At 68.2% G+C, this 23,953-nt stretch carries 17 protein-coding genes and 1 pseudogene (1 of these 18 cut by a window edge); 6 read left to right on the top strand and 12 right to left on the bottom strand.

Going from position 1 to position 23,953, the window contains the following annotated elements; translation table 11 throughout:
* The first annotated feature begins 11 nt into the window (after positions 1-11).
* On the top strand, positions 12-662 hold the full coding sequence (locus HYG77_RS39405; protein ID WP_244373414.1) for a hypothetical protein: 651 nt from the start codon (positions 12-14) through the stop codon (positions 660-662).
* Positions 663-869: 207 nt separating this feature from the next.
* On the opposite strand, the pseudogene HYG77_RS39400 reads toward HYG77_RS39405, so the two are convergent.
* From HYG77_RS39400 to HYG77_RS01565, 11 genes and pseudogenes are all read right to left on the bottom strand, one after another.
* A pseudogene (locus HYG77_RS39400) lies at positions 870-986 on the bottom strand (gas vesicle protein); the annotation flags it as partial.
* 5 nt (positions 987-991) lie between these two features.
* Positions 992-1,363 (bottom strand): hypothetical protein, encoded by a 372-nt coding sequence (locus HYG77_RS01610; protein ID WP_244373412.1) that lies wholly within the window; start codon positions 1,361-1,363, stop codon positions 992-994.
* Between the two features lie 376 nt (positions 1,364-1,739).
* On the bottom strand, positions 1,740-3,803 hold the full coding sequence (locus HYG77_RS01605) for a transglycosylase domain-containing protein (protein WP_208961689.1): 2,064 nt from the start codon (positions 3,801-3,803) through the stop codon (positions 1,740-1,742).
* Between the two features lie 462 nt (positions 3,804-4,265).
* Positions 4,266-5,483 (bottom strand): VWA domain-containing protein, encoded by a 1,218-nt coding sequence (locus tag HYG77_RS01600; protein ID WP_208961688.1) that lies wholly within the window; start codon positions 5,481-5,483, stop codon positions 4,266-4,268.
* Positions 5,480-6,121 carry an SRPBCC family protein gene (locus HYG77_RS01595; protein ID WP_109329652.1) on the bottom strand — a complete coding sequence of 214 codons (642 nt, stop codon included), beginning with the start codon at positions 6,119-6,121 and terminating at the stop codon, positions 5,480-5,482. Before HYG77_RS01595 ends, HYG77_RS01600 begins: the two co-directional genes overlap by 4 nt.
* A gap of 12 nt (positions 6,122-6,133) precedes the next feature.
* On the bottom strand, positions 6,134-7,021 hold the full coding sequence (locus HYG77_RS01590; protein ID WP_208961687.1) for a MoxR family ATPase: 888 nt from the start codon (positions 7,019-7,021) through the stop codon (positions 6,134-6,136).
* Positions 7,018-7,911 carry an XdhC family protein gene (locus HYG77_RS01585; protein ID WP_109329656.1) on the bottom strand — a complete coding sequence of 298 codons (894 nt, stop codon included), beginning with the start codon at positions 7,909-7,911 and terminating at the stop codon, positions 7,018-7,020. The genes HYG77_RS01590 and HYG77_RS01585 overlap by 4 nt, the downstream gene beginning before the upstream one ends.
* 29 nt (positions 7,912-7,940) lie before the next feature.
* A complete protein-coding gene (locus tag HYG77_RS01580; protein WP_208961686.1) occupies positions 7,941-10,343 on the bottom strand; it encodes an aerobic carbon-monoxide dehydrogenase large subunit in 2,403 nt (800 codons plus the stop codon).
* Positions 10,340-10,924, bottom strand: a complete 585-nt coding sequence (locus HYG77_RS01575) for a (2Fe-2S)-binding protein (protein WP_109329659.1) — start codon at positions 10,922-10,924, stop codon at positions 10,340-10,342. Before HYG77_RS01575 ends, HYG77_RS01580 begins: the two co-directional genes overlap by 4 nt.
* Before the next feature lie 2 nt (positions 10,925-10,926).
* Positions 10,927-11,832 carry a xanthine dehydrogenase family protein subunit M gene (locus tag HYG77_RS01570; protein ID WP_005566273.1) on the bottom strand — a complete coding sequence of 302 codons (906 nt, stop codon included), beginning with the start codon at positions 11,830-11,832 and terminating at the stop codon, positions 10,927-10,929.
* 76 nt (positions 11,833-11,908) lie between these two features.
* Entirely contained in the window at positions 11,909-13,051 is a 1,143-nt protein-coding gene (locus HYG77_RS01565) for an XdhC/CoxI family protein (RefSeq protein ID WP_208961685.1), read from the bottom strand.
* A 229-nt stretch (positions 13,052-13,280) separates the two neighbouring features.
* Between HYG77_RS01565 and HYG77_RS01560 the strand changes: the two genes are divergently transcribed.
* Entirely contained in the window at positions 13,281-13,940 is a 660-nt protein-coding gene (locus HYG77_RS01560; RefSeq protein ID WP_109329663.1) for a response regulator transcription factor, read from the top strand.
* A 21-nt stretch (positions 13,941-13,961) separates the two neighbouring features.
* Here the strand turns inward: HYG77_RS01560 and HYG77_RS01555 are convergent, their stop codons facing one another.
* Positions 13,962-14,579: a hypothetical protein gene (locus tag HYG77_RS01555; RefSeq protein WP_109329665.1), complete on the bottom strand. Its 618-nt coding sequence runs from the start codon at positions 14,577-14,579 to the stop codon at positions 13,962-13,964.
* A 194-nt stretch (positions 14,580-14,773) separates the two neighbouring features.
* Between HYG77_RS01555 and HYG77_RS01550 the strand changes: the two genes are divergently transcribed.
* From HYG77_RS01550 to HYG77_RS39395, 4 genes are all read left to right on the top strand, one after another.
* On the top strand, positions 14,774-15,280 hold the full coding sequence (locus tag HYG77_RS01550; RefSeq protein WP_208961684.1) for an FxsA family protein: 507 nt from the start codon (positions 14,774-14,776) through the stop codon (positions 15,278-15,280).
* Positions 15,281-15,292: 12 nt separating this feature from the next.
* Positions 15,293-16,897: an amidohydrolase family protein gene (locus HYG77_RS01545; RefSeq protein ID WP_208961683.1), complete on the top strand. Its 1,605-nt coding sequence runs from the start codon at positions 15,293-15,295 to the stop codon at positions 16,895-16,897.
* On the top strand, positions 16,887-18,560 hold the full coding sequence (gene lnt, locus HYG77_RS01540; protein ID WP_208961682.1) for an apolipoprotein N-acyltransferase: 1,674 nt from the start codon (positions 16,887-16,889) through the stop codon (positions 18,558-18,560). The genes HYG77_RS01545 and lnt overlap by 11 nt, the downstream gene beginning before the upstream one ends.
* A gap of 89 nt (positions 18,561-18,649) precedes the next feature.
* Positions 18,650-23,953: the 5' portion of a non-ribosomal peptide synthetase gene (locus HYG77_RS39395; RefSeq protein ID WP_244373410.1), read on the top strand. It continues 6,726 nt past the right edge of the window; 5,304 of the gene's 12,030 nt are visible here — the first part of the coding sequence; its start codon is at positions 18,650-18,652; its stop codon lies beyond the right edge, outside the window.

Raw genomic sequence — 23,953 nt, 5'->3', positions numbered from 1 at the left:
AGACCGCGACCGTGTCCCGTGGCAGCGTTCCACGGAAGAAGGTCTCGACGTCACGCCCGACACGAACCGATACCACCGCACCGTCCGCAGGCGCGCCCCGTCGGTCACATCCGGACAGCACCGCCTCCACCGAACGTGCGCGGAAACAGACCGGCATCGCGAAGCCGACGGCTCGGAAGCACCCCCGAAACACCGGGGCCCACGCACAAGCGCATTCCCGGTCCACCACGCCGGTCCGTATTCGACCGCTCGACACGGCTTCACGAGGGACGGAACACGGCCCGCTCTCCGACGCGATTATCGAGTGGCTGAAGAACACGGTTCACGGGCTTCTGGACACGGCGCGGGATCGCGGCGACACTCTGACGCAGAAGATTCAGCAGAGAATCCGGAAATATAGGGACACTCTCGTCGACCCCGCCGCACATGGCAACGCGGGGGTCATAGCGGGACTCGAAGCACTTCGCGCCGTCCTGACGGGTAAAAGTCCGGTGTGGGCGGCGACCAAGGCGCTGGTGTCTCGACTGAGTAGCAAGACCAAGATCATCATCGTTCTTCTTCTCATTCTCGGACTCCTGCTCGGGCCGGTGCTGCTCGTAGTCCTCCTCCTGGCTCTTGTTGTCGCGGCGGTGGTTGCGGCAGTGCGGGCCGCTGCCAGATGACGTCGCCGAGCGGGATGCCGAGACCAAGGGGGTGCTCGAGTCCGCGGGTGAAAGGATTCGACGTATCCGAAATGCTTGAGCGTGAACCCATTTTGCGCACGTCAACTCGGTTCGGCACGCAGGTCCACCCGATGTGGACGCCGGACAGGATGCGGTCGGCGGGGGAGACGGACTCAACATCGCCGCCGGCACTGTCGTCAACGGAGTTCAGTGAGGCTTGCGGCGGGAGGCGGGTTCGCGTTCGGTTCCCGATCCGCCGAGCAGCTCACCGAGCGACTCTCCTACGGCGTCGAGCGCGCCCTTGGTCTTCGCCTTCGCACTGCCGAGGTCTACTCAGCACCCCGTCTGTGGGGCCGCCGTCGCGCCGGTCGCTCCTCGGCCTGCTCGACCGGCTCGACTCCCTTCGGCCGCTTCCTGCGCCCAAGCGAACCCAGCGCGCCGCCGGTGACGTCTCCCACCGTGCTCACGGTGTCGCCGGTGACGTCTCCGGCCATGTCCGCGGTATCCTCGACCAGCTCTTCGGCTGTCTCGAGTACCGCATCGTCTCCGGAGAGGAGCCGATTGTTCAGGGCGTCGATTCGGGCGGTGGTAGCGGTCATGGCCGCCACTTTCACGGCGTCGAGAAGTTGGCCACGCACCGATTCGCTGAGCTCGGCGAACTCGGGCGAGGACCGGAGTAACTTGGCGGCCCGGTCAACCATCTCCTGGGGCCCCCGGCGAGGCGGCCGGCCCCGGCAGCCGCGAGCAGGATTCCCAGTTTCTTCCGGTGACCTCGGCCCAACCAATAGCCCACCAGTACCGCTGCCGCGACCGGCACACGGGTCATCATCGTCGACTCCCTTCACCCGGATCGCCCATCTTGGGTAGGGGCCGGGCGACTCGGAGGTAGCCGCCCGGCGTACCCGAAATCAGGCCCTGCCCGGCGCGAACCGCCCAAACCTGACTACCCGCAACGGACAAGCTTCAAGCGGTCAAAGGGGTGATTGAGTTCCCGTGGCTTGTCCACGCGCGCACCGTAACAACCCCGACACGCCCACCCGAGGCACCGCCTTCCTGGTGGGCGTGTTCTCGCGGGGGTCAGCGGGCGAAGCGCTGATCGATCGGAGGCAGAACGGTGGGCCCGAAATTGTTCACGATCGGCATCATCGCCTTGAACCAGGTGCGGGCCGGTTCGGTGCCACCGAACAGGTTGCCGTCACCGCACGAGCGCAACGGGCTGGTGCAGATTTGGCCGGGGGTGGGTGAGTCCCCGAACACGTAGACGCTGCCAGCCAGGTTGTTGGTGTACCCGAGGAACGCCGACGACATGTGCGACTCGGTGGTTCCAGTCTTGCCGGACATCGGGAGCTTCCAGCCGGAGCCGGCAGCTGCCGCCGACGCGGTGCCCCCGGGCAGGTCGTCCTTGCTGAGCGCGTTGGACAGGGTGTCGGCCAGGCCGGGGTCGATGACCTGCTCGCACGCCTGTTGGGTGAGCGGGACCGGCCGCCCCTGCCGGTCGACGATGGAATCGATCGGGGTCGGTGGGCACCACTTGCCGTGCGAGGCCAATGTCGCGGCAACATTCGACAGCTCGAGCGGATTGATCCACATCGGGCCCAGGGTGAAGGATCCCAGGTTTTGATCCTTGACCATGTCGGCCAGGCTCTTGTCCCCGAACCCGGAGGTGCCCGGTTCGGTGTAGGAGCGCATGCCCAGCCGTACCGCCATGTCCACTGTCGCATCCACCCCGGTGGTTTGGATCAGCTTCACGAAGGCAGTGTTCGGGGACTGGGCGAGGGCGTCGGTGACCGACAGTGCCCGCGGATACGGGGCGGCGTTCTGCACGCAGTAGGTCGCTGCCGGGCATCCGGGGGCACCGCCGTCGCCCATCCCACGAGCATCGAATCGGCCGGGCACATCCAGGATCGTGTTCAGCCGCAAACCTTTCTCCATCGCGGCGGCGGTGGTGAAGACCTTGAACACCGATCCGGCACCGTGCCCGGACAGTGAGTAGGGCAACTCCTGCACAGTCTCGGCCGCGGCCGCGTCCAGACCGTAGTTGCGGCTACCCGCCATCGCGAGGACCCGGTGCTGGTCCTGCCCGGGCTGCACGACGTTCATCACGCTCGCAACATCCGGAAGTCTCGCATCGGCGTAGGACGACACCGCCGATTTCACCGATCCCTGCACGGCAGGATCCAAGGTAGTACGGATCAGATAGCCGCCCTTGTCGAGTTGCTCCCGGGACAGGCCGGCGTTCTGCAGGTACTGCAACGCGTAGTCGCAGAAGAATCCGCGGTCGCCGGCGGCGATGCACCCGCGGGGCAGATTGTTCGGCTTCGGCAGCACCACGAGCGGGGTGTCCTTCAGGGCGCGGATCTCGTCAGCCCGATCCGGCACGTTCACGATGAGGGTGTCCAGCACGACATTGCGGCGTTCGATGACCCCGTCCGGGTTGGTGTAGGGGTTGAGCGCCGAACTGGACTGCACCATGCCTGCGAGCATCGCCGACTGCGCCAGGTTCAGGTCCTTGGCGTCGATGCCGAAGTAGGTGCGGGCGGCGTCCTGCACCCCGAAGGAGCCGTTGCCGAACGGCACCAGGTTCAGATATCGGGTGAGGATTTCCTCCTTGGAGAGTTCCTGATCGAGAGTCAGGGCCATCCGAATCTCCCGGATTTTGCGGACCGGAGTGGTCTCGATCGCCGCGCGGCGTTCGGCGTCGGTCTGGGCGACGACGTGCAGCAGGTAGTTCTTCACGTATTGCTGATTGATGGTCGAGGCACCCTGCTCGATCTGGCCGCTCGAGGCGTTGGTGAAGAACGCACGCATCGTGCCCTGCCAATCCACGCCCTGATGCTGGCCGAACCGTTTGTCCTCGATGGAGAGGATCGCCAGTTTCATGTCGTTGGAAATCTGGTCGCTGGGCACTTCGAAGCGGCGTTGGTCGTAGAGCCAGGCGATGGGGTTGCCGGCGATGTCGGTCATCGTCGTCACCGCGGGCACCACCCCGTCGGCCAATTCCGCCGAGCTGTTTCCGACGCTGTCGGCTGCCCGGTTGGACAGGTAGCCGACGCTGGCTGCGGCCGGAAACAGGATTCCGGACAGCAGCACCCCTGCGGCGGCGGTGGCGCCGGCGAGTTTGGCAATAGTCTTCGAATGCAATACGGCACCTCATTCGGACGGTGCACCGGAACGCGAATCAACCGGTGCAAGAACGATTATCGGGCCAAGGGCAGGGTACGGGCGGGAATGACACACCCTGCGGCGCCCTGACCGTGATCGTCACAAGAGTGGCGAGGCGTCAGTTCTCGCGGGGAGGGCAGCCGGCGACCTGTCACACCCGTAGCACGCAGGTGGTTCTGAGCACGGGCATCGGAGATACCGCCGCGGTCGAGGCTTTGAACGCGCCGGGCGCGAGGGTTTCGGTGACGACGAGCAGCGCCGAACGCCGCCGCGAGAATTGCCGAACACCACGCACAGGGCTCAAGGTAACACCGCGGGTTGGGCGGGGTGGGGCATCGGACACTCCCGAACGTGTTCGGCGTGCTCGCTGCCAGTGAGGCCCCTCTCGGGATGGGTCGCCGAAGACGGCGATGTCGAGGACGTCGGAGTTCGGTGGAGGCGTTATTCCGTCCCGCTGATCACGTCCAGCACGTCGCGGAGCGCGGACACGGAATGCGCGGGGAGGAAGGCATCGCAGAACGGCAGCGCGGCCGCCATCGATCCGGCGAGGGGTCGGAAGTCGGGGTCACCGGCGCGGGGGTTGAGCCACACCAGTCGGTGGGCGCGGCGACGGACCCTGGTGAGGGCATGCGCCAGGCGCTTAGGGTCGTCGCTGTCCCAACCGTCGGACGCGATGATCACGACTGCCCCGCGCAGCGCGTTGCCGTGCGGGGACGCCAGCAGTTCGCTCACGCTGCCCGCGATGTGGGTGCCACCGAATCTGTCGACCACCTTGTCGTTCGCCTTACGAACCGCGGTCTCGGCGCTGCGGTGGGCGAGGACGGGGGTGAGCCGCGTCAGCGACGTGGAGAACGCGAACACCTCCGGCCTGCCCGCGGTCTGCCGTTGCACCGCCGCGCGCATGAGATGGAGATAGATCGCAGCGTACGGCTGCATCGACCGGCTCACGTCGCACAGCATCACGATGCGCCGCGGACGGCTCCGGGCACGAGTCCGCACGAGAACCACCGGCTCCCAGCCCGTCGCTCTCGACCGGTTCATGGTTCCGCGCAGGTCGATACGCCGGCCGCGGCGATGCACTTCGCGACGCCGGGTGCGGCGGGACGGCCACGCGGCGGTGGCCTGTTCCAGCCAGGATCCGAGGAGCCGGAGGTCGCCGGCGTCGAATCGGGCGAAGGGCTCGTCGGCGCGCGCCACGAGCCTACTGGGCAGGGTGTCCGGCACGGTGGTGAGCGCGTCGCGAAAGTCGTTCTCGCCGCTGTCGTCGCCGCCGGTCATCATCGGTCGTGTCACCCACGGCACGCCCTCGACATCCTGCGCGTCACCGGGCCGGTCGCGACCGTGGCGGACACCGGCGAGGGCAGGCTCCCGTCCCGTATCGGATCGCCGCGCATGCGGGTCCACGGACAGCACGGTGTCCTCGAAGACCGCGGAGAACACCGCGTCGAACGGCGCGAGGTCGTCGACACGGTTGACGAGCGTCAGACGCGCCGACCAGTACAGCCGCGACCGCGAACTCGGCGGCGACAGTTGCAGCGCCTGCACGAACACCGCGGGGCCACTCGCCGAGACGACGACACCACGGGAGCGCAATCGGGCGACGAGTGCCACCGCGAACGCCGCGAGGTCGACGCCCCGCAGGACGCCCGACGCGCTCATCGCCTGCGGCGGCCCACCACGAGCACGACCACGATTCCCGCGAGGAGGGCGGCGAGAATCGGGGCGTACCGTTTCCACGCACCCGCACCGGACAGCGCCAGCAGGTCTAGCGGCGCCGGTTCCGCGGCAGGCCGGGCCACGGAAAGGTTCGTGGTGCCGGCCGCCTCGGGCTCGGCCGTGGGCTGGTCGGCGGGTCCCCCGGCGAGCTTCGCTTCCAGCGACTCCGCGAACTGCCCCATGAGTTTCTCCGACACCTGCTGGATCATTCCGCTGCCGAACTGCGCGAGTTTGCCGACGATCTTCATGTCGGTGTCCACGGTGACGCGGGTGCGGTCGCCGACCTCGTGCAACTGGGCGATGATCGTCGCGGACGCGTTACCGGATCCGCGCGAGTCCCTCCCGCGGGCATCGATCACGGCGCGATGCTCCTTCGGGTCACGCTCGACGAAGGCGGCCTTGCCTTTGAACTCGCTGGTCACCGGGCCGACCTTGACCTTCACCTTCCCCAGGTAGTCGTCACCCTCCCGCCCTGTCATCTGAGCTCCGGGGAGCAGGGGAGCAACCTCCTCGAGGTCGCTGAGCACCTCCCAGGCCTGCTCGATCGGGGCGCTGACGGTGAACTCGTTGGCGATCTTCATGGCATTTGCCTCTCATCCGGTGGCCAGGCCGTGCGCGTAGTCGGTGAATGCGTCCTGAACTATTGTGCGGTCGTCCGGGGTTTTCGCGAGGGCACTCAGGCTCTGGATCGCGTCGTCGCGCACCAGATCGGCCACTCCCAGCGCCGCGAGTGCGGACACCCAGTCGATCGTCTCGGCGATTCCGGGCGGCTTGTCGAGATCGAGTTCGCGGGCCCGGCCGACGAAGTGGGTGGCGTGCTCGATGAGGGGTGCCGTCGCCGCGGGGACCGTACGGCGCACGATGGCGGCCGCCCGGGCCGGCTCCGGATAGTCGATCCAGTGGTAGAGGCACCGCCTGCGCAGCGCGTCGTGGAGGTCGCGACTCCGGTTTGATGTCAGCACGACGACGGGGTGCTGTTCGGCCGTGAACGTTCCGAGTTCGGGTACGGTGACCGACGCCTCGCCCAGGAATTCGAGGAGGAGTGCCTCGAACTCGTCGTCGGCCCGGTCTATTTCGTCGATCAACAGTACGGGCGGGGTCAGTCCCCGATATCTCACGCAATGGAGGATCGGACGTTCCAGCAGGAACTCCTCGGTGAACAGGTCGTCCTCGGTGAGGCCGTCGCCCCGCGATTCGGCCAGCCGGATGGTGAGCAACTGCCGCTGGTAGTTCCAGTCGTAGAGGGCTTCGTTCGCGGTGAGGCCCTCGTAGCACTGCAACCGGATCAAAGGGGCGCCGAGGACGGTCGCGAGAGCCTTCGCCGCGGTGGTCTTGCCGACTCCGGGTTCGCCTTCGAGCAGGAGCGGGCGGCGCAGGGCCGCCGCGAGATACAGGGCCGACGCGGTTCCGAAGTCCAGGAGGTAGTCCTCGGCATCGAAGCGCCGGACCACGTCCGCCACGTCCTCGAATGCCGCCGTCATACCGCTCCCGTCTCCTGCGCGAACGATGCCCGGCAACCCGGCCCGCAGAACCAGAAGTCGTCGCCGCCGCGCCGTAGGTGGGCGGTGTCCCGCCCCACGACGACGCGCATCCCGCATACGGGATCGATCACCTCCGTCACCGCCGCTCGCGGAATCGAATCATCTTCGGGCGCGCGAAGTCCCGCGGTCCGCAGTTCCTGCACCAACTCAGCCGCGATCGACACCGCGATCTCCGCCGACGTCCGCGCCCCGATGTCGAGACCGACGGGGGTGTGCACCCGCGCCCGTTCGGATTCGGTCAGCCCCAGAGTGTCGAGGATCGCCCCACCGCGTGTTCGGCTGGCGACGAGCCCGACATACCCGACCCCGGCGTCGAGCGCCGCACGGATGACCTCCGCTTCGGGTCCGCCGTGACCGGCGAGCACCACCGCCGTCGTGCCGGAGAACTGCTCGAAACCGGCGTCGTCGTGCTCGACGGTGAATCCCAGCAGTTCCGCTATGCCCCCCAACGCCTGCGCGATCGGAGTGGTGCCGAAGATCCGCACCAACGGGGGTGGCAGTTGCGGCTCCAGGAAGATCTCCATGGCACCGCCGGACAGGCACGGATTCACCACGACGGACGCGCCCGGAGTCTCCGGGAATTGCACCGCCCCGTCGGGAAGGACCCGCAACAGCACGCTCTCGTTGGTCGCCAGCGCCCCCAGGGCGGCCGTGCGCACCGAATTCTGCGCGCACTGACCGCCGACGAACCCCTCGATCGTCCCGTCCTGCAGGAGGATCGCCTCGTCGCCGGAATGACTGGATGTGGGCGGCTGCGCCCGCACCACGGTCGCATGGACGAACGGCCTGCGGTCGCGCGCCAGTTGCGCCGCACGCTCTTTCAGATCCATCGGGCCTCCTCGCAGCCGACGGGCGACATTCAGATCGGGGGTGTCGCGCGGCCCTGCATGGCCTCCCACACCCGGGACGGGGTGAGCGGCATGTCGGCGTGCCGGACACCGAACGGTGCGAGCGCATCCACGACGGCGTTCACCACGGCCGGCGGCGACCCGACCGTCGCGGACTCGCCGATGCCCTTGGCACCGATCGGGTGGTGGGGTGACGGGGTGACGGTGAAACCGGTCTCGAGCTTCGGGACCTCGAGCGCGGTGGGGATCAGGTAGTCCATCAGTGATCCGCCGAGGCAGTTGCCGTCCTCGTCGAACTCGATGATCTGCATGAGCGCCATACCGATGCCGTCGACGATGCCGCCGTGAACCTGCCCCTCGATGATCATCGGGTTGATGCGCGTGCCGCAGTCGTCGACGGCGAGGAACCGCCGCACCTTCACCACCGCGGTGCCGGGATCGACGTCGACGACGCAGAAGTACGCGCCGTAGGGGTACGTCAGATTCTCGGGGTTGTAACAGATCTGCGCGTCGAGTCCGCCCTCGATTCCCTCCGGCAGGTCGCCGGCGCCGTGCGCCCGCATCGCGATGTCCTGGATGGTCACCTTCGCCGAGGGATCGCCCTTGACATGGAATTCGCCCTTCTCCCATTCCAGATCCGCGACCGAGGCCTCGAGCATGCCCGAGGCGATGATCTTCGCCTTGTCCCTGACCTTGCGGGCCACCAGCGCCGCGGCCGCCCCCGACACCGGTGTCGACCGGCTGCCGTACGTGCCGAGCCCGAACGGCGTGTTGTCGGTGTCGCCGTGCACGACGTCGATGTCGTCCGGTGGGATCCCCAGTTCCTCCGCCACGATCTGTGCGAACGTCGTCTCGTGACCCTGCCCCTGGGTCTGCACCGACAACCGCACGACGGCTTTGCCCGTCGGGTGGACGCGCAGTTCGCAGCCGTCGGCCATGCCCAGACCCAGGATGTCCATGTCCTTCCGGGGTCCGGCACCGACGGCTTCGGTGAAGAACGACATGCCGATTCCCATCAGCTCGCCGCGTTCGCGGCGTTCCTTCTGCTCCTCGCGCAACTGCTGGTAGCCGATCATGTCCATGGCCTTGCGCATGGTCGTCTCGTAGTCGCCCGAGTCGTACACCCACCCGGTCTTGCTGGTGTACGGGAACTGTTCCGGTCTCAGCAGATTCTTCAGCCGCAGTTCCGCCGGATCCATCTTCAGATCGAACGCCAGGCAGTCGACGAGCCGCTCGACCAGATACACGGCCTCGGTGATGCGGAACGAGCAGGCGTACGCCACCCCGCCGGGCGCCTTGTTCGTGTAGACCGCCGTCATCGCGCAGTGCGCGGCCTCGATGTCGTAGCTGCCGGTGAAGACGCCGAAGAAACCGGCCGGATACTTCACCGGGGCCGCAGTGCCGTTGAACGCACCGTGGTCGGCCAGCACCTTCGTGCGGATCGCGAGCATCTTGCCCTCTGCGGTCGCCGCGATCTCGCCGACCATGATGTAGTCGCGGGCGAAGCCTGTGCTCATCAGGTTCTCGCTGCGATCCTCCATCCACTTCACCGGTTTGCCCGTCACGAGCGACGCCACGATGGCACACACGTATCCCGGGTAGATCGGGACCTTGTTGCCGAATCCCCCGCCGATGTCCGGGGACACCACCCGGATCTTGTGCTCCGGGATCCCCGAGACCAGGGCGTAGACCGTCCGGTGCGCGTGCGGTGCCTGCGACGTGGTGTACAGGGTGAGCTTGCCGGACACCTTGTCGACGTCGGCGATCGCACCGCACGTCTCCATCGGCGCCGGATGCACCCTGGGGTAGACGATCTCCTGCTTCACCACCACGTCCGCCTTTGCGAACACGGCCTCGGTCGCGGCGGCATCGCCTGTCTCCCAGTCGAAGCAGTGATTGTCCGTCTTGCCCTCGAGGTCGTCGCGGATCACCGGCGCGTCGGGCGAGAGTGCGGCGCGCGCGTCGACGACGGGATCGAGCATGTCGTATTCGACGTCGATCAGTTCCAGCGCGTCCCGGGCCGAATAACGGTCCTCGGCGATGACGAACGCCACCTCCTGGCCTTGGAAACGCACCTTGTCGGTGGCCAGCACGGCCTGCACGTCGTTGGACAGCGTCGGCATCCAGGCGAGGTTCTTCGCGGCGAGGTCGGCGCCCGTCACCACTGCCGTCACCTTCGGGTGTTCCTGTGCGGCAGTGGTATCGATGCTCACGATCCGTGCGTGCGCGACCGGTGACCGCAGGATCGCCAGGTGCAGCATGCCGGGTAATGTGATGTCGTCGACGTAATTCCCGAGCCCCCGGATGAAGCGGGGATCCTCCTTGCGGAGCATGCGGCCGTGGCCACAGGGTTTCTTGTCGTTGTCGATGATTTCGGCGTCGCCCGACGGCGGACGCGATTCGACGGTGGTCATGACTTACTTCCCGTGGTCGCGTGTTCCTCGACTGTCATCGGTGCGCCCTCGGCGCCCCGCGTCTTGTCCTCCTGGACCTCCGCGTCGAAGTCGCCGGCCGGTTCCGGCTCGGCGGCCTCGCCCGCCCGATGGTCCGCCGCCCACTGGATCGAGCGCACGATCGTCGTGTACCCGGTGCAGCGGCAGATCTGCCCGGAGATCGCTTCCCGGATGGTGGCCTCGTCGGGGCTCTCCTCCCGGTCGAGCAGTGCCCGCGCCGTCATCATCATGCCGGGGGTGCAGAACCCGCACTGCAGTCCGTGGCACTGCATGAAGCCCTGCTGGACGGGATCGAGTTCGCCGTCGTGTTCGAGGCCCTCGACCGTGCGAACGTCGTGTCCGCTCGCCATCGCGGCGAGCATCGTGCACGACTTCACCGGATCGCCGTCCACGGTGACGACGCACGTGCCGCAGTTGCTGGTGTCGCAGCCCCAGTGGGTTCCGGTCAGGCCGAGCTGGTCGCGGAGGAAATGGACCAGCAGCATGCGCGGTTCCACCTCGGCGCTCACTGCTTCACCGTTGACGGTCATGTTCACCTGCATGGCTATGCCTCTTCTCCGGTCGGCTCGTGCTCCACGTCACTGCGGAGCACCCGGTCGACCGCTGTACGGAGTGTGCGGATCGTGAGTTCGGATGCGAGATGGCGTTTGTAGTCGACGGTGCCGCGGGCGTCGGCGACGGGTTCGCAGGCCTGCGCGGCCATCCGCCCGGCCTGGGCGAACGCCTCCTCGGACGGGGGACGTCCGGTCAGGTAGTCGGCGACATCCGAGAGTCCGGACGGATCCGGGTTGACCGCCGTGAGGCCGACCGCTGCCCGGGCGATCTCGCCGCCCTCCACCGTGACGGCCGCTCCGGCCGCGGTGACCGCCCAATCCCCGGTCCGCCGTTCGACCTTGGCGTACGCGCTGGAGCTGTGGCCGTGGACGGGTATCACGATCTCGATGAGCATCTCGTTGTGTGCGAGCGCCGTCTCGTACGGCCCGACGAGGAACTCGGACATGGGGATCTCGCGGCGTCCGCCGGGCCCACGCACCACGCAGGTGGCGTCGAGAACAGAGCAGACAGTGGTGAGGTCCTCGGCCGGATCCGCCTGGCACAGCGATCCGCCGATGGTCCCGCGGTTGCGGACCACCGGGTCGGCGATCACCTTCTCCGCGTCGCGGAAGAGGGGGAACGCCGCCGCGAGTTCGTCCGATTCGAGCAGCCGGCGGTGCCGTGTCATCGCACCGATCCGCAGCCTCGACCGCTCGGTCGTGATGTAGCCGAGTTCGCCCTCGAGATCGTTGATGTCGATGAGGTACTCGGGATTGGCGAGGCGAAGTTTCATCATGGGGAGCAGGCTGTGGCCGCCTGCGACGAGGCGGGCTTCGTCGCCCAGCCGGTCGAGCAGGGCGATGGCGTCCTCGACGCCCGTTGCACGCTCGTATTCGAAGGATCCTGGTACTTGCATTGTGACCTACCTCACAAATGTGGATCCTCTCAGCCTGCGCAGGAACCGGTGGTCCGTCAACCCCGGGTGAACCGCCCTAGTCGACGGAGGAATCGACGGGTTCCTCGTGGTGGATCCGGCCGCTCGACTCAGCCAGCGGGCGCCCCGTGCCACCCCACCGGCGGGCGATGATCTCGGCGGCGATGGACACCGCAGTCTCCTCGGGTGTCCGGGCGCCGATGTCCAGGCCGATGGGGCTCGACAGCCGGTCGAGTTCGGTGTCGGTCAGACCGGCCTCACGTAGGCGTTCACGCCGGTCCAGGTCCGTTCTGCGGGAGCCCATGGCGCCGATGAACGCGACGTCCGGGAGGCGCAGCGCCGTCTCGAGGAGGGGAACGTCGAACTTGGGGTCGTGGGTGAGCACGCAGATCACGGTCCGGCCGTCGATGGCCTGCGCCTCGGCCTGCGCAGCGAGATACCGGTGAGGCCAGTCCACCACCACCTCGTCGGCCGTCGGGAACCGCGCGTGTGTCGCAAACACCGGACGGGCGTCGCAGACCGTCACCCGGTATCCCATGAAGGCGCCCTGCCGGGCCACCGCAGCGGCGAAGTCGATGGCCCCGAACACGAGCATGCGCGGCCTCGGCGCGTAGCTGGCGACGAACACTTCCATGCCCTCGCCGCGGCGCTGCCCGTCGGTGCCATACGTCAGCACCGTGCTGCCGCCCGCCGCGAGGAGACCCCGCGCGTCGTCGGTCACCGCGGAATCGGCTCGGTCGGAGCCGAGTGAACCGCTCACGTTCTCGGGCCGGACGACCAGACGTCGCCCCACACGAGGGGCATCGGGATGCGCGACAACGGTGGCCACGGCGACCGGTTGGTGATTGTCGATGTCCTGGGCGATCTCACTGAGCTCGGGGAAAGTGTTGCGCGACACCGGTTCGACGAAAATGTCGATGATTCCACCACAGGTGAGACCCACCTCGAACGCGTTCTCGTCGCTGATCCCGTACCGCTGCAGCACCGGCGTGCCGGACGCCGTGACCTCGCATGCAAGTTCGTAGACCGCTCCCTCGACACACCCGCCGGACACCGAGCCGGACGCAGTGCCATCGGGTGCCACGACCATCGATGCCCCCGGCGGTCGCGGAGCGGAGCGGAATGTGCGGACCACGGTTCCGACACCCGCTGTCCCGCCGGCGGTCCACACCGCCATCAGGTCCGCCAGCACCTCGCGCATCAGCACCCTTCCCGCTCGAGTCCGGACGTGTGATAGACGCTCACTACAGCCTATTCCGCCGAGGCGGGTTTGGTCCGGAGAGCGAACCTTCGGCCGTGCGAGCCTGACGACACTCTCGCGGCCTCAGGTGCCTGCTGGGTTGTTGCGGCAGTCGGAATTCCCGGCCAAGACCACAGGCGCCGCATTTGTGGATCCGCAACGCGGGGCGGGGCGGTGCTAGGTTGGCGCTGTGCCGATCACCGTGCTACTCGTGGACGACCAGGAATTGATGCGTATGGGCCTCAATATGGTGCTCGACGCGCAGGACGACATCGTGGTGGTCGGCGAGGCCGGCGACGGGGCGGCCGCGGTGGCGGCGGTCCGTAAACTCGAACCCGATGTGGTGCTGATGGATGTGCGCATGCCGGTGGTGGACGGGGTCAGTGCGACGGCGCAGATACTCGAATCCGGGGTCGCCAGCCGCGTACTCGTCATGACGACGTTCGACCTCGACGAGCACGCGATGGGGGCGTTGCGGGCGGGGGCCAGTGGTTTCCTGCTCAAGGACACCCCCTCGGAGGACCTGGTGTCGGCCATCCGCAGTGTGGCGGCAGGAGATGCTGTGGTGTCGCCGAAGGTGACGCGGCGACTGCTGGCCCGTTTCCTCGACGACGGCCCGGCTCCGCGCCGCGACCCGGCGGTACTGGACGTGCTGACCGAGCGGGAACGGGAAGTGCTGCAGCTGGTCGCCACCGGATTGTCGAACACGGAGATCGCGGAAAGTCTGTTCCTGTCCGAGTCGACGGTGAAGTCGCACATCGGCCGGATACTCACCAAATTGAATGTCCGGGACCGCGTGCAGGCGGTGGTCCTGGCCTACGAGACGGGCCTGGTGCGGCCCGGCTCGTAGGCTCGTCCGCCGCCGTGACGGTCAGGACGTGAACGTGCCGACGGTCGGGACCACCGTGCAGTTGACGTCGCCGGGATAGCTCACGGTGCCGAACATCGTGCCGAGTACCGTGCCCGCACCCGTGTCGACGATCTTCGACAGCAGCGGGGTGTTGATGATGGGCAGCCGGTCGTCGAGTTTCACGATCCCGCCCTGGAAGGTGTTGAGGTTGATCCAGGCAACGCTGAGGTCGGAGGACTGCGGTATCGCCACGTAGGCGGGAATTGCTTGGAACCGCAGCTGGCCGGCGGTGATCGGGGGAAAGAGATTCGGTCCTGCCTGAGCGCTTGCGAGGGTGACGGTCGCCGGCTCGTCGGCGACACCGCATCCCAGGGTGGGGGACGGGTACATGAAATCCTGCGGAGTGGTGAGCCCGAGTTCGAGCACGTCCTTCGGGACGAAGACGCTGGCGCCAAGGAGTTGGTTCACCGCGTTACTCGCCACCGGCGACATCTCGGCGGCCAGCGCCTGCAGCTCCCCGATGCCCCGAGCCGCATCGGGAAGGGGCTGGGCCGAGGCGGGCGAGGTCGACAACGTGCAGGCGACAGCGGCCGATGCCAAGACCATCGTGGCACGGCGGAACAGGGTGGACCGGAACATAGCGGCTCCTTGTTGTGCGCGGGATCGGAAGATCCCCCATCCGAGAGAACTGCATCACGACGTAACTCTCAATGTCAACTTTAGGGTTAGATTGTGAGCGGTTCGAGATCTGTGCCGGGAGAAATCTGGGCTCCTCGAACGTTGAACGGACAGACGGCCAGAGTGTCGGTATCCGCCGTTCGAAAGGGGGCGTCATGTACGCCGCAATGTTTCTGCTCTACGTGGTGGTGGAGATCGCCGCACTCATCTGGGTGGGCGGCACGATCGGCGTGCTCTGGACAGCCTGCCTCTTCCTCGGTGGATCGCTCGTCGGACTGATGCTGATGCGCTCGCAGTGGCGCCGGGTGATCCAGGGGCTGCGCGCAGCCGCAGGCGGCAAGGGGTCGCCGGGTGCGGCGGTAGCGGACGGCGCCCTCGTGGCGGTCGGTTCGGCGCTGATGGTGGTGCCCGGGCTCGTCACCTCACTTCTCGGGCTGCTTCTGCTGATCCCGCCCACCCGATGGCTGCTTCGGCCCGTGGTCGTGCTGGTTGCCGGCAAGCGCGCCGCCGTCGTCGCGGCCGGCGCCGAGGCCTTCGCGCGGGCCCCACGTCGAGGCAGCGGTGAAGTGATCGAACGTGAGGTGGTGCACGACGTGTTCGACGGTGAGGTAGTCGATCCGCAACCTCGAACCCCGACCCGTGATCCACGCCTTCTGCCCTAGCAGGCACACTAGGTGCCCGTGACTACCCAACTGCTGGTCGGCGGCCGAATCTACAGTTCCTTTGCACCAGACGCCACGTCGATGGCAGTGACCGACGGAACCGTCGTGTGGGTCGGCGACGACCGCGCAGCCCGCGCACTGCACCCGGACGCCGAGATCGTGGACCTGGACGGCGCGTTCGTCACTCCGGCGTTCGTCGACACCCACGTCCACGTGACCGCCCTGGGGCTGAACATCGTGGGCCTCGACCTGGTCGGTGTCGGCTCGCTGCGCGAGTGCCTCGACCGGTTGCAGTCCTTTGCACGCACCCACGACGACGCCGTCATCTGGGGGCACGGCTGGGACGACTCGAACTGGCCGGAGGGCGCCGGCCCCACGACGGCGCAGCTGGACGAGGCCGCGCCGGGCCGCCCGGTGTACCTTTCGCGGATCGATGTTCACTCCGCGGTGTGCTCCACTGCGCTGCGGCAGCTGGTCCCCGATGTGAACGGAACCGCGGGCTACTCTCCGGACGGACCGCTGACCTTCGAGGCGCACCACGCCGCCCGCACGGTCGCCCGGTCCCTGCTGACGGAACGGCAGCGGGCAGTCGCCCGCGCCGCAGCGCTCGACGCCATTGCCGCCCGCGGAATCGTCGCGGTGCACGAGTGTGGCGGTCCGGACATCGCCGGACTGGACGACTTCCGCGAATTGTTGTCCACCTCCAACGCAGTGGAGGTGCGAGGTTACTGGGGGCAGGCAGTCTCCGACGTCGAGGAGGCTCGGAAACTCCTGCAGGACACGGGCGCTCACGCTCTCGGCGGCGACCTGTTCATCGATGGCTCCATCGGGTCTCACACCGCGTGGCTCCGCGAACCCTACGCCGATGCGCCCGGCACCACCGGGAAGAGCTACCTCACCGTCGACGAGATCGCGGCCCACCTCCGGGCCTGCACGATCGCCGGCATTCAGGCGGGCTTCCACGTGATCGGCGACGCCGCAGTCCGGGCCGCGGTCGATGCCCTCGCGCTGGTAGCCGGCGAACTCGGCGGACCCGCCGTCGCCGCGGCCGGACACCGGCTCGAGCACGCCGAGATGATGAGCACCGAAGACGCGGCCCGCCTCGCGACCTGGGGTGTGATCGCCAGCGTGCAGCCCGCGTTCGACGCCCTGTGGGGTGGGACGAACGGTCTCTACGCACAGCGTCTCGGCCGCGACCGGGCCATCACCTTGAACCCGTTCTCCGCGGCCGCGTCCGCCGGAGTGTCGCTGGCGCTGAGTTCCGACGCTCCCGTGACCCCGGTCGAACCGTGGGCGATGGTCCGTGCGGCAGTCCAGCACCGGACACCGGGAAGCGGCATCTCGCCGCGTGCCGCGTTCTCCGCGGCCACTCGTGGGGCCTGGCGGGCCGGCGGGGTCCGGGACGGGCTGGCGGGCACCCTCAACCCGGGCGCCCCGGCGTCGTATGCGGTGTGGGATGCCGGGGAGCTGGTGGTCAGCGCCCCCCAGGATTCCGTCCAGCGGTGGTCGACCGATCCGCGGTCCCGGGTGCCCGCCCTGCCGCGACTCGACGAAGACGCACCCACGCCGGTGCTGCTGCGTTCGGTGCACCGGGGGAGCATCGTCCATGAGCGCTGACGAGGCCGTGCCCGGCCGGTCGACTGGCGTTCGCGGGCTGGTGTGGCGTGCCCTCGTGTCCGTGGCCGCCGGGTTTCTGATCTTCGCCGGGTTTCCTCCCCGGCCGCTGTGGTTCCTGGCACCGGTCGGTATCGCACTGCTCGTCCTGGTTCTCACCGGCGCGGGCGGGCCGGCGCCGCGACTCCGCGCCGGCTTCGGCTACGGGTATCTGGCGGGTCTGGGCTTCCTGGTACCGCTGTTGCCGTGGATCGGTGTGTTCGTCGGCGCCCTGCCGTGGCTGGCGCTCGCGGCCGTCGAGGCGGTGTTCGTGGGCCTGTTCGGGGTGGTGGCCGTCCTCGTGTCCCGGTTGCGCTGGGCGCCCCTGTGGATCGCGGCCGGCTGGTCACTCACCGAATGGTTGCGTGCCAGCGTCCCGTTCGGCGGTTTCCCTTGGGGCAGGCTCGCTTTCGGGCAGTCGGAGGGATGGCTACTGCCGTTGGCGAGTCTCGGCGGCGCCCCACTGCTCAGCTTCGGGGTGGCCCTGACGGGCGCCGGACTGGCCTCCGCCGCCGTGACGGTGTGGGCTCGGGCGCACGGCGCGGCGGACTGGAAGCGACCTCTTGCCGGCGGTCTGGCCGCGGCCCTCGCTGCCACGGTGCTGTCGGTGGCGTTGGCGCCGGCGCTCGCCGACATGGGGTCGGGGGACCGGACGATCACCGTCGCGGCAATCCAGGGGAGCGTGCCCAAACTGGGGCTCGACTTCAACGACCAACGCAAACGGGTCCTCGACAATCACGTGCGGCGCACCCTCCAACTGGCCGACGAGGTGGCCGCGGGGTCGGCGCCGCAACCGGATGTCGTCGTCTGGCCGGAGAACGCGTCCGATATCGATCCGCTGCGTAACGCGGACGCGGCCGCGGACATCTCCCGCGCGTCCGACGCGATCGGCGCGCCGATCCTGGTGGGTGCGGTGCTGGTCAACGCAGACCGCACCACGACCAATTCGGTGATCGTCTGGGACGGCGACGAGGGACCGGGCGAACGACACGACAAACGCATCATCCAACCGTTCGGCGAGTACTTGCCCTACCGCGATTTCTTCCGGCACTTCTCCTCCTACGCCGACCGGGCCGGCAACTTCGTACCCGGCGGCGGGGACGGCGTCGTCCACGCGAACGGTGTCACGGTCGGGGTCGCCACCTGCTATGAAGTGGCGTTCGATCGGGCCTTCGAGGGGTCGGTGCGGGCCGGCGCGGAACTGCTCGCCGTTCCGACGAACAACGCCACCTTCGGCGATACCGAGATGACGTATCAGCAACTCGCCATGTCGAAGGTGCGGGCCGTCGAGCACGGGCGGGCGGTGGTGGTCGCTGCCACCAGCGGTGTCAGTGCGATCATCGCGCCGGACGGCTCCACCGTGGAACAGACGTCACTGTTCGTGCCCGCCGCCCTGGTGTCGGAGGTGCCGCTGCGGACCCAGCTGACTCCGGCGAGTCGCCTCCGGCCTCTGCCGGAGGTCCTGCTCTGCATCGCCGCCGCCGCTGCGGTCGTGGCCGCTCTGGTGCCGCGCCGACGATCCGCCCGCCCACCATCAGGCAAAATGCGGGCCGTTCCAGAATGTGGAATGGGTGAAACGCTTCGAACCGGAGGCCCGATAGGGAACCCGAGGCGTACTCCTGAGTAAGGTTTGGAAAATTCCCAGGGTCGCCGGTCACTGTCGGGTGGTGACGGGGTGGTTCGTCCGCCCGCCGAGATGAGAAACGGGGGGGACGGGTGGTCGACGCTGTGCCGGTTCGGCCCCTGCCTCCGACAGGTGATCTCCCGGAGAATGCCTTCCCGCTTACTGCCGCGCAGCAGGGAATGTGGTTCGCCCAGCAGCTCGAACCCTCGGTGCCGGTCAACATCGCACAGTGTGTCGAACTGGTCGGGGAGCTCGATGCGCCCCTGCTGTCCGAGTCGATAATCACCGCCGGCCGCGAACTCGGGTCCGCGTTCCTGCGCCTGATCGAGGTCGACGGTGTCCCGTATCAGGTGGTCGATCCCACCCTCGAAGCCTCGGTCCGCTTCGTCGATCTGCTGCATCAACCCGACCCGCGGGCCGCCGCCAAGGAGTGGATGCGGCAGGAGTACACCGCCCCGATCGACGTGTTCCGGGACCGGTTGGTGTTTTCCGCGCTGCTTCGAATCGCGCCCGACCGCCACTATTGGTACAGCCGGGTTCATCACGTGGCCCTCGACGGAATGGGCTCGGTCACGCTCGTCGACCGAGCGGCGGAGCTTTATACGGCCACCGTCCGAGGGGTGATCGCTGCGCCGTCCAAGGCGGCAGATTTGACGGAGGTCGCCGGCGTCGACCACGACTACCGCACCTCCGCCCGCTACGACGCCGACCGCCGATACTGGTCGGAACTCGTCGCTCGCATCGGCGAGCCGCACAGTTTGGTGGACCACACCGCACCGGCGCGCGCCCGCAGTCGTACCACGGGCAGTCAGCTGCCCGGCACCCTCGTCGATCACCTCGACGCAGCCGTCGATCGGCATGCCTCCTCCGTCGCGTTCGAGGTGATCGCGGCATTCGCCGCATACCTCGCACGCATGACAGGCCGCGAGGACGTGGCCCTCAGCTTGCCCGTCACGGCCCGAACCACCGCGCTGCTCCGCCGCTCCGGCGGCATGGTGTCGAACGTGGTTCCCCTGCGACTGCAGGTCCGCCCCGACATGACGAGCGCCGACCTCGTCGCCGCGGTCCGGCTCGAGGTGACGGCGGCGCTGCGCCACCAGCGGTATCCGCACATCGACATCCGCCGCGACGCCGCCGCCGACGACCAGGGCTTCTACGGACCACTGATCAACGTGATGCTCTTCCATAACGAGATCACGCTCGGCGACATCGTCGGCAGACTGGAATTGCTGTCGACCGGCCCGATCAGCGATCTGGCGGTCAACGTCTACCACGGGGTGGCCGGCACCAGCCTCAACCTCGATTTCGAGGCCAATCCGGACCTCTACTCGGAGACGGCGCTCGACGCGCATCACATCCGGTTCACCCGATTCTTCGGTGAGTTCCTCACCTCTGATGCCCTTCGGCCCGGTCGGATCGGCGACCTCGGCATTCTCGGCGAGCACGAACACCGCAGCCTGGTGCCCGCGACCGGCCGTGCCGGGTTCGCACCGGTCACCCTGCCGGATCTGCTCGCCGGGGCCGTCCGCAGCAACCCGGACGGTGACGCCCTGGTCGCACCGGGAACGGAAGCACCCGCCGGCGTCCTGAGCTACCGCGCCCTGGACGAGACGTCGAACCAGCTGGCTCGACTGCTGATCGACCTGCAGGTCGGCCCCGAGGTCGCGGTCGCCCTCGCGCTGCCCCGCTCGCTCGACTCGGTGTCGAGTGTGTGGGCGGTGGCGAAAACCGGGGCAGCCTTCGTTCCGGTGGATCCCCGCTATCCGCGCGAGCGGATCCTGCACATGCTCGAAAACTGTGGGGCGCCGATCGGCATCACGACCGCGGCCCTGCGCGCCGACCTGCCGGACTGCACACACTGGATCATCCTCGACGACAACGAATTCCGGGCCGAACTCGCCTCGTATCCGACCGGTGCCGTCGTCGACGCCGACCGCACCGCGGCCCTGTCGCTGGACCACCCTGCGTACGTCATCTACACCTCCGGGTCGACGGGCCGGCCCAAGGGTGTGGCGGTGACACACCGCGGTCTGGTGAACCTCGCCGCGGACGAACGCGACCGGCTCGGGGTCACACCGGACTCGCGGACACTGCATTTCGCATCCCCGAGCTTCGACGCCTCGGTGTTCGAGCTGGTGATGGCGGTGTGCGCGGGTGCGACGCTGGTGATCGCGCCGACCACGATCTATGGCGGCGACGAGCTTGCCGAGTTCCTCTCCGAGCAGCACATCACGCACGCCTTCTGTACCCCCGCCGCCCTGGCGTCGCTCGATCACCGCGCGCTGCACGACCTTCGGACGATCGTCGTCGCGGGCGACGTGTGCCCACCCGAGCTGGTCGCTCGCTGGGCACCCGGCCGGACGATGATCAATGCGTACGGCCCGAGCGAGACGACGATCATGTCCTCCGCCACCACCGCTCTGACGGCCGGACAGCCGGTGAGCATCGGAGCGCCCACCGTCGGTGTGGATCTCGTGGTCCTCGATCATCGGCTGCGGCCCGTTCCCGCCGGGGTTCGCGGCGAGCTGTACGTTCTCGGCACGAGCCTGGCCCGGGGGTACGTGCACCGGGCCGGGCTGACGGCGGAACGGTTCGTGGCCTGCCCGTTCGGAACGGGTGGACGGATGTATCGCACCGGCGACGTGGTCCGCTGGGTGTCCGCAGCCGACGGGACACCGGTGCTCGACTTCCTCGGCCGCAGCGACCATCAGGTCAAGATTCGCGGGTTCCGCATCGAACTCGGGGAGATCGACGCGGCCCTGTCGGCGCATCCGCTGGTGGAGTTCGCCCACACGATCGGCCACGAGGGCGCCGGAACCACACGCCTCGTCTCGTATGTGTTGCCCGCGCCGCATTCCGTGGTCGACACCCGGGAGTTGGCCGAGTTCGCCGGGCGGAGCCTGCCCGCGTACATGGTGCCGTCCGCGATCATGGTCCTCGACTCGCTGCCGCTCACGCCGGCAGGCAAACTCGACCGCAACGCCCTGCCCGCCCCCGTTTTCGCCGAGCGGTCCGGCTCGATCATGGGACCCCGGTCCGGCACCGAGGAGGTGCTCGCCGGGATCTTCCGGGACGTCCTCGGCGTCGACGACCTGAGCGTCGAGACCAGCTTCTTCGAACTGGGCGGCAACTCGTTGATGGCCACCCAGGTCGTGTCCCGGGTCGGATCCGCGCTGAAGGTGCGGATCGGTGTTCGTGACCTCTTCGAGTCGCCGTCGGTGGCCCAGCTGGCCGTCGCCGTGGCCGAGTCGACGTCGCACACGCGCGCGCGACCGGTCCTTCGGCCGCGGGAGCGCCCGGATCGGGTGCCGTTGTCTGTTGCGCAGCAACGGATGTGGTTCCTCAACCAGTTCGACCCGGCGTCTCCGGCGTACAATCTGCCGATCGCCCTCCGGCTCACCGGGGACCTCGACCACGACGCCCTCCGGTGGGCACTCACCGATGTCGCGGAACGTCACGAAACGCTGCGCACGATCTTCCCGGATAGTACTGACGGACCACGCCAGGTGATCCTGCCGTCCGGCGCGGTGCTGCCGCCGGGCGCGCCGGTCGCGGTGGACGCCGATTCCCTCACAGCCGCAGTGGCGTCGCTCGGGAGCACCGGCTTCGACCTGACCACCGATCCACCGCTCCGTATGGGGCTCTTCCGCGAGGCCACCGACCGTCATGTGCTGGTTCTGGTGGTTCACCACATCGCCGCCGACGGGTGGTCGATGACTCCCCTCGCCGGCGACGTGATGGTCGCCTACGCGGCGCGTGCCCACGGGCAGACACCGTCCTGGGCGGCGTTGCCTGTGCAGTACGCCGACTACGCGCTCTGGCAGCGCGACATGCTCGGCTCGGAAGCCGATCCGGACAGTGTGGCGGCCCAGCAGCTGAGCCATTGGCAGGGCGTTCTCGCCGGTCTGCCGCAGGTGCTCGACTTGCCGACCGACCGTCCACGCCCGGCCAAGATGTCGCATCGCGGCGGCCGAGTCGACTTCACGGTGCCGGCCCTCGTGCACGAGCAATTGACGCAGCTGGCTCACCGCACCGGCACCACGCCGTTCATGGTGACGCACGCGGTCCTGGCCGTGCTGTTGCACCGCCTCGGTGCCGGCTCGGACATCGTGATCGGCACCCCGATCGCCGGCCGCGGTGAGGAAGAACTCGACCACCTCGTCGGCATGTTCGTCAACACCCTGGTGCTGCGGACCTCCCTGGAACCGGACGACACGTTCGCCGACCTCCTGGGCCGTGTCCGCACCGCCGACCTCGCCGCGTTCTCGCACGGCGACGTTCCCTTCGAGCGCCTCGTGGAGGTCCTCAGCCCGGAGCGCTCGTCGGCGTATCACCCGCTGTTCCAGGTGATGCTCTCGTTCCAGAACACCGCGACCACCCGAGTCGAACTCGACGGCCTCACCGTGGAGGCGGCCGAGATCGACGTCCACATAGCGAAATTCGACCTCCAGCTCACCGTTGTCGAGCATGTCGACGCCGAGGGCCGGGCCGCGGGCATGTCGATGGACCTCTCGTACGCGACCGACCTGTTCGACGAGCGCACGATCGTGGCGATGGGCGCACGGTTCCGCGGAATTCTCGACGCCGTACTCGACGACGACCCGGTCACTATCGGCGACATCGAGCTGCTCGATGCACCGGAACGGGCCGCCCTCGACGCGCGCAATGCCACCGACCATCCCGTGCCCCCCGACACGTTGGTGTCGCTGTTCGCAGCCGGTGCCGCCGCGACCCCCGACGCCGTGGCACTGATATTCGAGGACGAGTGGCTCACCTACGCACAGTTCGACGAGCGTAGCAACCGCCTTGCCCACCACCTGGTTTCGGAAGGGGTGGGACCGGAATCGATGGTCGCCGTGGGCATGCGGCGCTCGCTCGACCTCATGGTCGCCATCTACGCGATCCTGAAAGCCGGTGCCGCCTACCTACCGGTCGACCCGGACCATCCGGTGAACCGCACCACGTATGTTCTGGAGACCGCGCAGCCGGTATGCCTCCTCACCCGCAGCACAGAGGGCGTCGAGTGGGTCACCGATGCACCGGTACTGCACGTTGACATTCTCGACCTGTCGACCGGCGAATCCGGGGCGCTGCCGCTGGCACCGGCTCCCGAGCACGCCGCTTATGTCATCTTCACGTCGGGGTCGACGGGACGACCGAAGGGCGTCGTGGTCACCCACGGTGCGATCGTGAACCGGTTGTCCTGGGCGCAGGATGAATACGCCCTGACTTCCACCGACGCGGTGCTGCAGAAAACGCCGGTCACCTTCGACGTGTCGGTGTGGGAATTGTTCTGGCCCCTCCAGGTCGGCGCGACACTGGTGATCGCCGCACCGGACGGACACCGCGACCCCGAGTACCTCGCCACGCTGGTGCGCCGACACCGCGTCACCGTC

This window comes from Rhodococcus sp. ZPP (assembly GCF_017656075.1).
Classification (GTDB): Bacteria; Actinomycetota; Actinomycetes; order Mycobacteriales; family Mycobacteriaceae; genus Rhodococcus_F; species Rhodococcus_F oxybenzonivorans.
Note: the sequence above shows the minus strand (reverse complement) of the source record. Positions and strands in the feature narration are given on the sequence as shown.

Bases quoted from the DNA above. Each gene is read 5' to 3' on its own strand.
- HYG77_RS01590 (WP_208961687.1), bottom strand. From the start codon at position 7,021: ATGACGGCGGCATTCGAGGACGTGGCGGACGTGGTCCGGCGCTTCGAT.
- HYG77_RS01565 (WP_208961685.1), bottom strand. From the start codon at position 13,051: ATGCGCGAGGTGCTGGCGGACCTGATGGCGGTGTGGACCGCCGGCGGG.
- HYG77_RS01595 (WP_109329652.1), bottom strand. From the start codon at position 6,121: ATGAAGATCGCCAACGAGTTCACCGTCAGCGCCCCGATCGAGCAGGCC.
- lnt (WP_208961682.1), top strand. From the start codon at position 16,887: ATGAGCGCTGACGAGGCCGTGCCCGGCCGGTCGACTGGCGTTCGCGGG.
- HYG77_RS01610 (WP_244373412.1), bottom strand. From the start codon at position 1,363: ATGGTTGACCGGGCCGCCAAGTTACTCCGGTCCTCGCCCGAGTTCGCC.
- HYG77_RS01570 (WP_005566273.1), bottom strand. From the start codon at position 11,832: ATGCAAGTACCAGGATCCTTCGAATACGAGCGTGCAACGGGCGTCGAG.
- HYG77_RS01585 (WP_109329656.1), bottom strand. From the start codon at position 7,911: ATGGATCTGAAAGAGCGTGCGGCGCAACTGGCGCGCGACCGCAGGCCG.
- HYG77_RS01600 (WP_208961688.1), bottom strand. From the start codon at position 5,483: ATGAGCGCGTCGGGCGTCCTGCGGGGCGTCGACCTCGCGGCGTTCGCG.
- HYG77_RS01555 (WP_109329665.1), bottom strand. From the start codon at position 14,579: ATGTTCCGGTCCACCCTGTTCCGCCGTGCCACGATGGTCTTGGCATCG.
- HYG77_RS01550 (WP_208961684.1), top strand. From the start codon at position 14,774: ATGTACGCCGCAATGTTTCTGCTCTACGTGGTGGTGGAGATCGCCGCA.
- HYG77_RS01575 (WP_109329659.1), bottom strand. From the start codon at position 10,924: ATGCAGGTGAACATGACCGTCAACGGTGAAGCAGTGAGCGCCGAGGTG.
- HYG77_RS01580 (WP_208961686.1), bottom strand. From the start codon at position 10,343: ATGACCACCGTCGAATCGCGTCCGCCGTCGGGCGACGCCGAAATCATC.